The organism is Streptomyces sp. NPDC060002 (assembly GCF_042737245.1).
GTDB lineage: Bacteria > Actinomycetota > Actinomycetes > Streptomycetales > Streptomycetaceae > Streptomyces.
Map to the genome: position 1 here is coordinate 154175 of NZ_JBHWUW010000008.1, position 13240 is coordinate 167414.

Annotated in this window: 13 protein-coding genes; 1 reads left to right on the plus strand and 12 read right to left on the minus strand. The window is 70.5% G+C overall.

What is annotated here, in order from left to right:
• Window positions 1-2 precede the first annotated feature (2 nt).
• The 12 genes from ACFWBD_RS10760 to ACFWBD_RS10815 all read right to left on the minus strand — a co-directional run bounded on the left by ACFWBD_RS10760 (window position 3) and on the right by ACFWBD_RS10815 (window position 12443).
• Window positions 3-890: a peptidoglycan-binding protein gene (locus tag ACFWBD_RS10760; RefSeq protein ID WP_385665613.1), complete on the minus strand. Its 888-nt coding sequence runs from the start codon at window positions 888-890 to the stop codon at window positions 3-5.
• A gap of 126 nt (window positions 891-1016) precedes the next feature.
• Window positions 1017-1436 (minus strand): ATP-binding protein, encoded by a 420-nt coding sequence (locus ACFWBD_RS10765; RefSeq protein WP_385665616.1) that lies wholly within the window; start codon window positions 1434-1436, stop codon window positions 1017-1019.
• A 30-nt stretch (window positions 1437-1466) separates the two neighbouring features.
• Entirely contained in the window at window positions 1467-2207 is a 741-nt protein-coding gene (locus tag ACFWBD_RS10770) for a hypothetical protein (protein ID WP_385665619.1), read from the minus strand.
• Entirely contained in the window at window positions 2207-3352 is a 1146-nt protein-coding gene (locus tag ACFWBD_RS10775; protein ID WP_385665622.1) for a hypothetical protein, read from the minus strand. Before ACFWBD_RS10775 ends, ACFWBD_RS10770 begins: the two co-directional genes overlap by 1 nt.
• 36 nt (window positions 3353-3388) lie before the next feature.
• On the minus strand, window positions 3389-4411 hold the full coding sequence (locus tag ACFWBD_RS10780; protein WP_385665624.1) for a hypothetical protein: 1023 nt from the start codon (window positions 4409-4411) through the stop codon (window positions 3389-3391).
• Between the two features lie 43 nt (window positions 4412-4454).
• The gene (locus ACFWBD_RS10785) at window positions 4455-5642 is read right to left on the minus strand and encodes a hypothetical protein (RefSeq protein WP_385665627.1); all 1188 of its coding nucleotides are present in this window, start codon (window positions 5640-5642) and stop codon (window positions 4455-4457) included.
• 26 nt (window positions 5643-5668) lie between these two features.
• Window positions 5669-6883 (minus strand): hypothetical protein, encoded by a 1215-nt coding sequence (locus ACFWBD_RS10790; protein ID WP_385665630.1) that lies wholly within the window; start codon window positions 6881-6883, stop codon window positions 5669-5671.
• Window positions 6884-6974: 91 nt separating this feature from the next.
• A complete protein-coding gene (locus tag ACFWBD_RS10795) occupies window positions 6975-8291 on the minus strand; it encodes a hypothetical protein (RefSeq protein WP_385665633.1) in 1317 nt (438 codons plus the stop codon).
• 4 nt (window positions 8292-8295) lie between these two features.
• Window positions 8296-9216, minus strand: coding sequence for a phage distal tail protein (locus tag ACFWBD_RS10800; RefSeq protein WP_385665636.1), 921 nt, complete (start codon window positions 9214-9216; stop codon window positions 8296-8298).
• A gap of 19 nt (window positions 9217-9235) precedes the next feature.
• Window positions 9236-10525: a tape-measure protein gene (locus ACFWBD_RS10805; protein ID WP_385665639.1), complete on the minus strand. Its 1290-nt coding sequence runs from the start codon at window positions 10523-10525 to the stop codon at window positions 9236-9238.
• Complete coding sequence (locus ACFWBD_RS10810) at window positions 10522-11715, minus strand: phage tail protein (RefSeq protein WP_385665642.1); 1194 nt, start codon at window positions 11713-11715, stop codon at window positions 10522-10524. The genes ACFWBD_RS10805 and ACFWBD_RS10810 overlap by 4 nt, the downstream gene beginning before the upstream one ends.
• 38 nt (window positions 11716-11753) lie before the next feature.
• Window positions 11754-12443 (minus strand): hypothetical protein, encoded by a 690-nt coding sequence (locus ACFWBD_RS10815; protein ID WP_385665645.1) that lies wholly within the window; start codon window positions 12441-12443, stop codon window positions 11754-11756.
• A gap of 35 nt (window positions 12444-12478) precedes the next feature.
• Here ACFWBD_RS10815 and ACFWBD_RS10820 point away from each other — a divergent pair, with 35 nt between their 5' ends.
• Window positions 12479-13180: a hypothetical protein gene (locus ACFWBD_RS10820; protein WP_385665647.1), complete on the plus strand. Its 702-nt coding sequence runs from the start codon at window positions 12479-12481 to the stop codon at window positions 13178-13180.
• Window positions 13181-13240 lie beyond the last annotated feature (60 nt).

Genomic DNA, 13240 nt, shown 5'->3' on the forward strand with positions numbered 1-13240 from the left:
TCTCAGGAGCTGTACGGGACCTTCAGGGCCGCCCAGGACTTGGCGCCCGGCCAGCCGTCGGCGGAGGAGCCGGTGTAGCCGAGGCTGCGCTGCCACTTGGCGTAGGAGAGACGGTCGGCCTCGGTCCACTGCGGGCCGGGGCCGGAGGTGTAGGCGGAGCAGCCGACGGCGACCAGCCGCTTGCCCAGCGCGGTGACGATCGCCGACTTCGGGTTCTTCCGGAACCAGGCGGCGCCCGGGAAGGGCTGGTACTGCGGCTTGCTCGTGCCGGTGCCGGTGCCGGTGCTCGGGGTGGTCTGCTTGCCCAGCCGGGTCGCGACCCTGGCGCGGAAGTCGGCCATGGTGAAGCCGCGCGGGTCGATCTTCGTGCTGGTCCACTCCTTGTGGCCGATCACGGAGGCGGCCGACCAGCCGTGCGCCCGGCACAGCGCGGTGGAGGCGCGGACCATGGCTTCCAGCTGGACGTCCGGCCACGGATCCTTGCCGTCGCCGAGGTTGACGCACTCGAAGCCGTAGAAGTGGACGTTGCCGTCCGTGTCGTTCCCGTTCGGCGCGGGCAGCGCCTTCTCGGCGATGACGGCCTTCAGGACGTCGCCGTCGCCGCTTCCCGCGTGATTGGCGCGGCCGTTGCCGACCAGGTGGACCGTGCCGTCCTTGGCGATCACGCCGTGGCAGAGGGGGCCGGGCAGGGCGGAGTGGCCGTTGAAGCAGAGGCTCACGCTGTTGCTGGTGCCGGAGGTGACGGTGTGGTGGACGATCACGCCATTGACCGGTCCCCAACTTCCCTTCTGGTTGCGGTTGTTGGTGCGCCAGCCGGAGTGCTCGACGACGGTGACGCCCTCGGCCCGCAGTGCGGACACGAGGGCGTCGGCGGAGAGGGGGTTGGCCATGGTGGTGCCTCCCTGGGGAGTGTTCGGGCATGAGAAAACCCCGGCCGGCGGGGGAGCGGCTCGGGGTGGCGGGCGTGGTTCTTCTGGGGGGCTTGTGCGGGGGCGGGGCTCAGACCGCGGTGTGCCTCAGGCCGTGGTTTCCGGGTCGGGATCCGGGTCCGGGGTGGTGCCGTCGCCGGTTCCGTCGTTCGGCTGCCATTGGGCGCACAGGGCGACGCAGGCCGCCGCGTTGGCCGCGAAGTCGGTCAGGGCCGCGGCGACCGCTCGCTGGACGGCCGTCGGGTCGGGGGCGACCGGGTCCGTACCGACGGGCATGATCGTGATGCGGCCGGTGCCGCGCAGGACCGCGCCGCCCTCGCCGGTCTCGGTGAACTGGGCGGTGACGTTGACCGGCGAGTAGGTGCCGCTGATCGAGTCGGGGCCGATGACCGAGCTGAGGCTGGTGTCGGAGACGTTGACGTGGATCGTGTGGCCGCTCTCGGTGAGGGTGGCCCGGCCCGCGTAGTCGATCGCGAGGCCCCAGGGCTGGGTGGGGTCGATGTCCATGGACGCGCTGCCTTCCTGTGGTGTCCGGGGTCAGCTCTGGCGGCCGTGCATGAGGACCGGGGTGGCGTAGACGGTGCCGGAGGTGCTGGTGACGATGGCCTGGATCTCCACCTTGAGCGTGGTGGTGTACACGGAGGAGAAGGTGGTGCTGATCAGGTCCGTGTAGTCGAACTCGGTGCCGGCGGCGACCGCGGGGCCCCACTGGGCGCTGTTCACCAGCACCCGGACCTGGCCGGTCGCGCCGGAACTGGCCGCGGTGCTCAGCCTCAGCCGCATCTTCGGCTGCCAGACCGGGTTGTACGACATCGCGATCGTCGCCCAGGACGTCGAGGCGGTCTGCGGCCAGCGTGTCTGCACCGAGTCCTGCGGGGGCAGCATGGCCAGCCAGGGCCGGGCCAGGCCGCCGCTGTTGACGTCGTCGGAGAAGATCTCCCGGTTGCCGCTGTCGTAGATCCGCAGCGGCTGCAGCGAGTTGGCGTTGCCGTCCCCGTTGAACAGGGTCATGGCGAGGCTGCCGGTCTGGCGGTGGATCTCCAGGCCGTACTCGGCGTCCTTCCACGAGCCGACCCGGAACATGGTGTCGGTGCTGCCGGGACGCTGGACCAGCAGGGTGCCGCCGTCGGTGACCTTCAGGGTGCCGTCCTTGATCTCCACCTCGCCGCCGGTGATCGTGTTGAGGGCGGGGCGGGTGTTGACGGCGGTGGACAACTGCTGGATACGGCGTTCCATCTGGGTGAGCCGGTCGATGATGTCTTCGGGGAGCTGGGGCATCAGGCGTCCTCCAGGTAGAGCTCGGCGGTGTCGGGACGGCCGCGCTGGGCCGGGCTGACCTTGACGCCGATGATCCGGTAGCGGGCGTCCAGGCCCTCGGTCCACCACTCGTCGGTGATCCGGAGGCGGACGGTGCGGCCCAGCAGCGCGGACGGCACCAGGTCGTCGAGGCGGACGCTGATCTCGGGGATCACCACGGCGCCGGTGCCCTCGGCGAGTTCGGCGTTGGCCAGGGACCGCAGGATCGTCGTGCTCGCGATGTCGTTGTGGTCCGAGGCGAGGTCGATCCGCGGATAGCCGACCTTGATCAGGTCTTCGCCGTCGGGGATGTCGGCATCGGCGAACAGCGGGCGGGACTCGACGGCCTGGTTGGTGTTGTCCGTGGCGCCGCGGGCCCGGGCGGTGGTCCCGCCGCGGGTGGCGTCGCGCGGGAAGGTGTACGACAGGATCGTGCCGGGCCGGTCCATCACCAGGTCGGTGCTGCCGGTGGTGATCTTCGGGCTGCCCAGCCGGAGCCGGCGGACCCGGGTGCCGGTGACCGGGTCGCGGTAGACGGCGATGTAGTGCTCGAAGCCGTTCTCCAGGGCGGCCAGGGCGTCGATCGCCTCCAGGTAGACGGTTTCGTCGCCGTCGCGGTACGACACCGAACGCGCCACCCCGGAGAGCTCCTGTCCGAAGGTGACGCCGATGTCGCCGCCGGTCGGCGCGGGAGGCGTGCCGTCGTCGACGAGCTCGCCGGTCTGGAGGTGGCGCCACAGCCGCCGCGCCACCTCCAGCTGGTCGTCGCTCCCGGAGAACGTGAGGTCCTGGCGGACACGGCGGCGGCCCGCGTACGACTCGAAGGTGGCCGCCTGGATGCCGAGGGTGAGCACGCCCCGGTCGTCGCTCTGCAGGGTGGACGTCCAGATGACGCCGCCCCACCACAGGTCGTTGCCGCGCTGGAGGTAGACCGAGGTGCGGCCCTCCTCGATGCGGCGGACCCGGGCGGCCATCTCCGCGTTGGGGACGGGGACGGTGCCGGAGAGGGATCCGGCCTTGCCGATGTAGTCGTCGACGGTGACGTCCCGCAGGGGCAGGATGTCGATGGTGTCGTCGGTGCGCAGATCGCAGAAGATCGCGCGGTAGGGGGTGGTGGTCGTGGTCATACGGCGGTCAGCTCCCAGGGCCGGGTCGGTCGGCGCTCACAGCACGAAGCAGGCGGAGAAGCGCAGGACATTGCCGACCTGGATGACACCGCTGGTCGACCAGGTGACCAGCTGGACCGAGCCGTCGGCGGCGATCCGGACGGCGCCGTCGGCGAAGCCGTCGCTCGCGGACGCGTAGGTCTCGACGACCGGCCGCCAGCCCGCCGGGAGTGCACAGATCAGCTCGTCGCCGACGTTGCCCGGGTTGGTGGTGCCGGCGGCCGTCGCGGTGAGGACGCTGGTGGTGCGGGTGAGCCCGACGCTGAACGAGCACACGCCGCGAGTACGGCGGGCGCCGAACCACGACAGCGACCAGCTGCCCTGGGCGGTGACCCCGGTGGTGGTCGTCTCCACGACGAGCGGCGGCTGGTAGTCGGCCCAGGCGGTGCCGGACCAGCGCTGGATCACGCCGTTCAGGTCCCGGTACTGGCCGGGGTAGGCGCCGTTGGAGGTGTCGCTGGTCACCGGGAGGATGCCGCCGACGCCGACCGTGGCGGTGCGGCGGCCGACCAGCGCCGTGGCCCAGGCGATGCCGCCGGTGCCCGCGCTCGCGTTGGCCGGGACGGTGACCTCGTACAGCGGCAGCGACAGGCCGGGCGCCGCCGGTACCGTCGGGGCCGCGGCCGGGGTGCCCGGGACGATCTCGACGACGGCCTCGGTGCGGCCGAGACCGTCGTAGGGGTCGTCGTAGATCCGCAGGACGAGCAGGTCGATGCGGGTGTACTGGGCGTTGCCGTCCGCGAACGTCACGGGCAGGTACTCGGTGAGGGCGACCGGGTAGGCGCCCCTGGCGTCGGTGCTCTGGAGCACGGCACGGCCGGGGCTGACCGTGGCGGACATGCTGTTCGCCGTGCCGGTGAGCGTGAAGCCGGAGATGCGGGAGGCGCCGTCGGAGGAGCCCGGCAGGATGCCGGAGCGGGTGGCGACGGGCGAGGTGGGGGTCAGGGCGCCGAGCGAGACGAGGCGGGTGTCCTCACGGGACTGGCCGTCGGGGGAGAGCCAGCCGGAGCGCACGGGCATGGTCGACTCCTTTCGGGAGAACGGGCGGGAACGGGACGGTGGTTCAGGCGATCGGGTCGACGCGCAGGAAGATGTTGTCGAACGTGCAGGTGAAGCTCGCGTTGCTCGACCGGTGCATCACGGTGACGGTGTAGGTCGAGCCGGCGGTGAGGGAGCTCAGACGCAGCTGGGTCGACGTCGACTTGGACACCGCGCCCGAACCGGACGCGGCCCGCTCGTCGTCCGCCGCCCAGATCACCGTGGAGCCCAGCGTGACCTGCGGGGACATGTGCGCCTGCGCGGTCTCGCCGCCCGAGGACATCCGGGCGCCCAGGCCGATGATCACGGAGCCGGACGGCGGAGCGGTGAAGTTGAGCCACAGCGCCGTGACGGTGGTGGAGGCCAGGGCGGCCGTGTACGTCGTCGAGGCGGTGGTCCCGGCGTCCAGCGACTGCACGAAGGCGGGCCCCGGAACGGCCGGCTGCCAGGCGCCGCCGTTCCAGCGCTGGAGCTGGCCGAGGGAGGAGTCCCGGTACTGGCCGACGTAGCCGCCGGTGGTCAGTACCCCGGCCGGGACGAGTCCGCCGACGCCCTTGGGGTAGGGCACCCAGGCGGTGGAACTCCAGCGCTGGAGCGTGTCGTTGACGTCCCGGTAGTGGCCGGGGTAGCCGCCGGGCGCGGTGTCGTCGGAGCGGGTAGGCAGGATGCCGCCGAGCGGGACGGTGGTGGGGCGCAGATCGACGCGGGCGCTGTCCCAGTCGATGCCGCCGCTGCCGGCGCCGGCGTTCTTGGCCACGGCCACGGTGAACAGGACGAGGGAGGCGTCCGGGGCGGCGGGGGCCACCGGGGTGGCGGCCGCGGCGCCCTTGACGATCTCGACGGCGGCCGCGGTGCGGTCGGAGCCGTCGTAGTCGTCGTCGTAGATCCGCAGGACGACGAGGTCGACGCGGCCGAACTGGGAGTCGCCGGCGTCGAAGGTGAGCGGGACCGGCTCGGTGACGGCGACCGGGTAGGCGCCGCGGGCGACGGACGTCTGGATGACGGCCCGGCCCACCCCGACGGTGGCGGTCATACCGCCGGTGGTGCCGTTCAGCCAGAGTCCGGTGACCCGGTACAGGCCGTTCTCGGAGCCGGGCAGGACACCGGAGCGGCCCTTGATGTCGGTGACCGGGGTGACGGCCCCGATCTGGGTGACCCGGGTGTCCTCCCGGGTCTGCCCGTCGGGCGACAGCCAGGCGGAACGTACGGCCATGGTGGTTCCTTTCGTCAGGAGGCCGGTCAGGAAGCCGACTCGTAGGTGCCGTGGAGGGAGAGGATGTCGTTGACGGCCCAGGTGAACGGGGCCGACTTGTCCCACGGGCTGGTGCCGGTCTTGAGGGTGTCGCGCAGCGAGCGGACGACTCCGCCGTTGGCCACCGCGAGGAGCCCGCTGCCCTGGTACATGAGGACGGCGGAGTCGTCGAAGGCCTCCGCGCTCAGCACCCGCCCGTCCAGCTTCCAGGCGGTGGAGACCGGCGCGGCCGGCAGCGAGAAGGTCCAGTCGCCGTTGGCGTCCTGCGCGGACAGGTTGGTCGTCGAACCGATCTTGAGGTAGATCCGGAAGGTGACGACGGTGCCCGTCTTCACGTACGCCCCGGCCAGCGTGCCGTTGCCGAGGGTGGGCGCCACGCCGGTCTCGCAGCGCCAGACCGGCGTGTAGTTCGTCCAGGTCGGGACCGGCTGGTACGTCACCCAGGCGGTGCCGTTCCAGCGCTGGAGCCCGGCGGGGGTGTCGCGGTACTGGCCGGTGTAACTGGCCGTGGCGACCGTGCCGGAGGGGGCGATGCCGCCCAGGGCGCTGGGGTAGGACACCCAGGCGGAGCCGTCCCAGCGCTGCAGGGCGCCGCCGGAGTCGCGGTACTGGCCCGGGTAGGCGCCGTTGCCCGTCTCGCCGTAGACGGGCAGGATGCCGCCGACCGCGACGGTGGGCGTGCGCAGGTCGCTCACGTCGGTGCTCCAGTTGATCCCGCCCTTGCCGGCGCTGATGCCGGCCCGGACGGCGACCTGGTAGACCGGCAGCGCGATCTCCGGGAGCGCGGGCACGACGGGGGTGGCCGCCGGGGTCCCCCGGACGATCTCCACGGCGGCCTTGGTGAAGCCGGAGTCGTCGTACAGGTCGTCGTAGACGCGCAGGACGACGACGTCGATCCGGCCGTAGGAGGCGTCGCCGTCGGCGAAGGTGAGGGTGATCGGCTCGGCCAGCGTGACCGGGTAGGCGCCCTGGTTGCTGTCGGCCTGGACGACGGCCCGGCCCTCGTGGACGGTGGCGGTCATGGTGCCCGCGCCGCCCTCCAGCCAGAAGCCCGAGAGGCGGTACTGGCCGTCGTAGGAGCCGGGCAGGATGCCGGAGCGGACGTCCAGCGGGTTGGCCGGGGTGGTCGCGCCGAGCTGGGTGAGGCGGGTGTCCTCGCGGGTCTGGCCGGTCTCGGCCACCCATGAGCTGCGCAGGTTCATCTGCTGGTCTCCTGTGGTCTTCGGAGGCGAACTCCGGGAGGTGCGGGACGTGCGGGAGGTGCGCGGTGAGGTGAGAGCCCGTCAGGACACGTCAGGACCTGAGCCATTCGGCGGTGAAGTTGGTGTAGTAGCCGGAGCCGCCGAGGGTGTTGATGGTCACGCTGGAGCTCTGCAGCCCGTAGAGCGCGAGCTTGTCGCCGGCGGCGCACCTGATCAGGGCGCTGCCGCCGACCGAGGTCGCGCCGGGGCCCGCGCCGATCAGCCACGTGGCGCGCGCGACACCGCTGCCGTTGAGGTAGATCCGTGCGCCGCGCGAGCCCGTGGAGGGCTGCAGGAGCCAGGTGACGGACCCCGACACCCGCCACCAGCCGGCCCTCGGCACCGTGTAGGTGTTGGACCCCGACCAGCCGGCCGCGTCGTCCACGTCGGTGCTCTGCAGGGTCATCTGCGTCCACGTGTTGGGGACCACGGATTGCTCGCTGGTCTGCGAGACGCTGAGCAGCAGGGTCGTGCGGCCCTCCGCGTAGATCCAGGCCGAGCCGTTCCAGCGCTGGAGCAGACCGGCGGAGTCCTCGCGGTACTGGCCGGGGTAGCCGCCGGTGGCGACGGCGCCGGAGGGGGCGATGCCGCCGACGGACTTCGGGTACGCGACCCAGGCACTGCCGTTCCAGCGCTGGAGCGGACCGGTGGGGTCCTCCTGGTACTGGCCCGCGTAGCTGCCCGCGGTCAGGGTGCCGGCCGGCGGGATCCCGCCGACGCCCTTGGGGTACGCGACCCAGGCGGTGCCGTCCCAGCGCTCCAGGACGCCGGCGTTGTCCCGGTACTGGCCGGCGTACGCGCCGCTGAAGCCGGCGGCGGGGACGATGCCGCCCAGGGCCACCGTGGCGTAGCGCAGGCTGGTGACGGCGGAGTCCCAGGCCAGTCCGCCGGAGCCGGCCGACGCCCCGGCGGGCACCAGGATCCGGAAGAGCGGCAGGGTGCTGCCGTCGGGGCCGACCGGCTGCTGGGGCGTGGCCGCCGGGGTGCCCTTGACCAGACGCACGCGGGCCACGGTGTCCGCGGTGCCGTCGTAGGCGCTGTCCTGGACGACGAGTTCGACCAGGTCGATCCGCTGGTGCGTGGCGTCGCCGTCGTCGATCCTCAGGCTCTCGGGTTCGGTCACCGCCACGGGGTAGGTGCCCTGGCCGGTCCGGCCGCCCTGCACGAAGGCGCGGCCGGTGCCGATCGTGAAGGTCATGCCCCCGGCGGCGCCGGTGAGCGCGAAGCCGCCGGGGACGATGCCGCCGCGGGCCTTGAGCGGGATGTTCTCCGCGACCAGGGCGTTCGGGGTGAGGAGTCCGGACAGGGTGACCCGGGTGTCCTCCCGGGTCTGGCCGGTCTCCGTGAGCCAGGCGGCTCGTACGGTCATGGGGTCACCACTCCGCTTCTCGCCAGCGCACCGTCATCTGGGCGCCGGAGCCGTAGGTGTCGGGTCGGAAGGCCAGCTGGGCCCGGCCCGGGGCGAACGCGAAGAGTTCCTCGGGGCTGCTGTCCGCGGCCGCGGTGTGCCGGCGGGAGGCGGTGCCGTTGAGGGTGACCGTGCCGGCGGCGGTGTCGACGACGAGCTCGTCGCCCGAGGCCAGCGCGATCTCGTAGCGCAGCCGCTGCGCCGAAGTCCGGTCGGTCACCGTCGGGTTGGCGCACGGGCCGGTGAAGGTGATCACCGGATGGGTGGGCGCCGAGCCGCCGTTGTCGGCGTTGACGTCCCCGGTGGAGGCCGCCTGCCCCCAGTACAGCGGCCAGGTCAGCGGCCAGGTCAGACCGCTCTCCGGCTGCGGGGCGCCGGTGACGGCGGTCTGCTCGGTGACCGAGTAGCGCCGCGGGTCGGTGGCGTACCACTGCACGGACGCCCGGGAGACGCCCTGGGTGGTGTACGTCCGGTCGGCGGCCAGCACCCGCTGGCTGACCCGGGCCCGTACGGCCAGCGTCTCGCCGTGCAGCCGCACCGCCAGCCAGCGCTCCGCGTCGCCGAGCAGCAGGGCCTGGCGCAGGACGCGGGTGGCGCTGAGCGCCGAGGCGGAGTCGTCCTGCGCCGGGACGGTCCACACCGTGCCGCCGACCTTGCGCGGCTTGGCGTAGCGGGCGCCCGGCCAGGCGCCGTGCGCGGTGGGGTGGTCGGCGTCGGAGGAGTCGTACTCCGGCAGGTCCTCCCAGCCGCTGAGGCCGCCGCGGTCGATCTCGTACGGGGTGCCGGGGCCCATCAGCAGTCCGGCCCACTGCATCTGCCCGTCGCGGGTGATGAGTGAGCCGGGGGCCACGTCGTCGGTGTATGCGGTTGTCGTGATCTCGGCCATGGTGGCCGTCACCTCACTCTCATGTGCAGGCGTGGGCGGAGGCGAGGAAGAGCAGGTCTTCCGCGGTGCCGCGGGCGCCCGTGCCCGCGCTCTCGTGGAACTCCTTGACCCGGTGGGGCGGTCGGGACGTCGGCGCCCCGTTGCGCCGGGCGAGCGCCCGCTGCCGCTCCAGGGTGGTCAGCGGCAGCACCCGGCCCGCGCCCCGGGCGGCGCCGGGGACGGCGATGCCGCCTTCCGCGAGCATCGGGATCTTGTCCAGGTGGATGCCGAACTTCTTGCCGAGGATCGAGAAGCTCAGGGAGTTGAGCCCGTCGATGACCCAGTTCGCGAAGGCGATGAGTCCCTGGATCGGCCCCTTGACCACACCGGCGACGGTCTGCGTGCCGGTCGTCACGAACCTGCCCAGCGCGTCGAGGGTGCGGGAGGTGGCCTCCTTGATCCGGGTGAACATCCGGGGGACGTCCCTGGTGATCCACTCCAGCGCCGGCCGTACCGCGTCCTTGAACCCCCGCCAGACCGATGACACCTTGCCGCTGAGCGCCCGGGTGTCCCCGGTGGTCAGCGCCTTCAGGACGGCGAAGCCGGTACCGAGGAGCGTGCCGATCGCGGTGAGCGCGGTGGTGATGACGGCCAGGTATCCGGTGACGTACGTGTTCACCGCGCTCGCGATGCCCTTGAGCAGCGGCGTCATGACGGTCAGATAGCCCTCGACGTACTTCAGTACGAGGGTGGCGAGCTGCTCCATCAGCCGTTGCCCGGTCTCGGAGTTCAGCGCGAGATCGATCAGCCAGCCGGCGACGGGCAGGAGGAGACCGGTGACGAACCCGATGGGGTTGGCGCGGGTGAGGGCGTTGATGACCAGCATCACGCCGGAGCCGATGGTCATGGCGGTGCCGAAGGCGCCCATGAGGTCGCCGAGCACGCCGGAGGCCTCGATCAGCGCACCGACGATGGCGAGGACGCCGCCGAACGCGGAGTTCAGGGTGCCGAGCGATTTGCCGGCGCCCTTGGCCCGGGTGCCGGCCGACTTGATGCCGGAGGCGGCGGTGGTGGCGGTCTGTCCGGTCTTGGCGACGGAGCGGCTCGCGGCGTCGGCGCCGGTCTTGACCTGACGTACGGCGGTGGCGTCCTGGGAAGCGGCGGAACGGACGGCGTCGACGCCGGTGGCGGCACTCCTGATCCGGCCTGCGAGGGAACGCACCGTGGTGTCGCTCTGCTCCACCCGGGAGCGGAAGGCCCGCAGGGCCGGTGCCAGCCCGGCGAGCAGGTCGGCCGGCCCGCTTCCCGCGGACAGCGCGGCGGCACTCATCCGCGTGCCTTCGCCAGGAACATCAGCGCGTCGGCGGTGCGCTGCGGGCTGCTGGTCTCGGCCGCGTAGTAGTGCTCGATGTGCAGCGCGCCGCCGGCCCCGGCGGCTCCGGCGTACGCCGGGCCCTGGGCGGCGGCCCGCCGCAGCAGCCGGTCCAGCTTGCTCAGCGGCAGGACGGCCTCCGCCTCGCCGGCTTCGGCGAGGATCGCGGGGACACCGCCGGAGCGGGGCATGACGACACCGCCGGTGGCCAGCATGGGGATCCTGGGCAGGCTGACGCCGAAGGTCTTGCCGCCGACGCCCGGGACCCAGCCCGGGATCGACACCTTGATGCCGTTGAGGGCGCCGATCGCGCGGTTGATGATGCCGATGACCGCGTTGATCGGGCCCTTCACCGCGCTCTTGATGCCGTCGAAGGCGCGGCCCGCGATGCCCTTGAGGCCGCCCCAGATGCTGGACAGCTTGTCCTTGACGGCCTTGAAGGCGTTCGGGATCGCGGACTTGACCCAGCTGACGACCGGCGAGATGACGGCCTTGATGCCCTTCCAGACGCTGGAGACGACCGTCTTGATCGCGTTCAGCGCGGTGCTGATGACCTTCTTCCAGATGGCGACGTAGGTCTTGATCACCGTGGCGACGGCCTTCACTACGGCCGAGATCGCCGTCTTGATGCCGGTCCAGACCGACTTGATGAGCTTGGCCGCGTTCTTCATGATCGGCCCGATGGCCTTCATGACGGTGCCGATCACGGACTTGATGACGTCGAAGGCGGTCTTGAGGACCTTCTGCATGGTCTTCGACTTGGTCGCCATCTCGACGACCTTCTGGATGAGCGGCGCCAGCAGGTCCATGAGCATGCCGAAGAAGTTGCCCTTCATCGACTTGTTCATCTTGTCCTGGCCCTTGGCCGCCTTGCCCGCCCCGGACTCGTACTTACCGAGATTCGTGCCGGCACTGGACCCGGTCTTACCGGCCTTCCCGAGTGACTTCTCGGCCTGGTCGGAGGCGGTCTTGAGGCTTTTGAGTTCGCTTCCCGAACCCTGTGCCGCACTCTTGAGCTGTTTGAGCTGACTTTCTGTTCCGCCGGCCTTCTGCTTCAACCCGTCTGTCGCTCGACCGGCATCCTGCGCTCGGTCCTTGAAGTCCTTGAATGACGAGGATGCTTTACCCAGGGATCGCACCAAAGACATTTTTAACCAATCCTTAAAATCGAGGATGAATCCTTTGGTCAGCCAATGGCCGCGACCAGTGCGTCTACGCGCGCGTGCAGGTTGTTGAGCTCGTCCGCCGCGTTGTGCGCCTGAGGGATGGAACCCGGTGAGGTGGGTACCGAGCCCATGCGCCCGCGGGCATCGCTTCGAGACCGATCGATCCTGGCGACCTTCAGCTCGACCGCCCCGATTCTTTTGTTCGCGTTCTTCATCAGGCGCGACAGGCGGTGCTCGATCGTGGAGAACCGTCGATTCAGCTTTCGCTCGTCCTTCTGTTGTGCGGTCAGGAACTGGCGGTCCCACTGGGTTCTTTTCGTGATGAAGTTCACGAGTCGGAGGGTGAGCCGGTTGACTTTCTCTGTGACGTCGAATATCGCGAAGTCGTACTTGATGACCGTGATGCCGATGAGGCTGCCCGTGAGTCCAGAGACGAAGCCCATGAACTCGGGCGTCTTGTACCATCGGCTGTCGGGTTTCCAGGCCGACTCGCCGGCCTTCTCGACCTCATCGGCGACGAGCTTGTTGAGAGACTTCGCCCGCTCCGCTTCCGCCTGCTTCCTGGCCGGTTCCTCCTTTTTTCGTTCTTCGGCGAAGAAGGTGGGGAATTCCTCCTTGTCCACCTTCTTTTTGATCTCGCCGCCTAGCCTCCTGTCCTCTGCGGTGAGGTCTTCCTTGAGTTTCTGTATCTGCTCCGTTGGCGTGGACATGGTGTCAGCCGGTCCCTCCTGCTAGGATCACGCGAATGGGCATCCAGGGCGGAAAATATGCGGGGCGGGGCGAAGCGGGTGGGTACCTGCCCATACGTCATTTACTTGTGATCTGCGGAGTGTTCATCCTTTATTGGGGAGCCACACTCCTCATCGAGCTTTTCAATCGACTGGGTGAATTCGGAAACTGCGGTTACCGTCTCGGGCCCGCCTGTGAAGGGGGTCGTTGGGCTCTGGCGATCGGAGCCCCCGCGCTGATCCTCGGAATCTGCATCGTCGCCTGGCTGCACGGGCTGCGCGGATGGGTGGGCCCGGTGGCGACGTTCGGCGGATTTTCTTTTCTGTACGGCACGGGTGGGGCTGCTCTTGCCTTCGCGTCCCATGTGCTGGATTCCAAGGGGGTCGGCTGGACCGTGATGAACGGGGTGGCCGCATTATTGTTCCTCGGCCTCTTCGTGTTCTTGCTCAGGGAGGTTGTTTCCGGCGTTCGGCAGGACGGTTTTGAGCCCGCGATGAGAAATCTCTTCTGGTTCCTGGAAGTCCTTCCGGAATCCAAGAAGCGGCGCCGGAGGGCGATGCGCGAGCGAGGTATTTCCGCCGAAGAGGTGAGGGACGGCCGTGTCGTCCCGGAAACGCGACGACAGAAGGGGCACTGGGTTCTCTTCGTGTCGGAGGCCGTGCTGGCGTTGATCGGTGGGATCGCCGCGGGGCATGCGTTCATCGCGTTCGCCGCGTGAAACCGTTTCCCCGGCCGCCTTCCCCGTCATAAACCGATCGACGCCGCGCAGACGGCCATC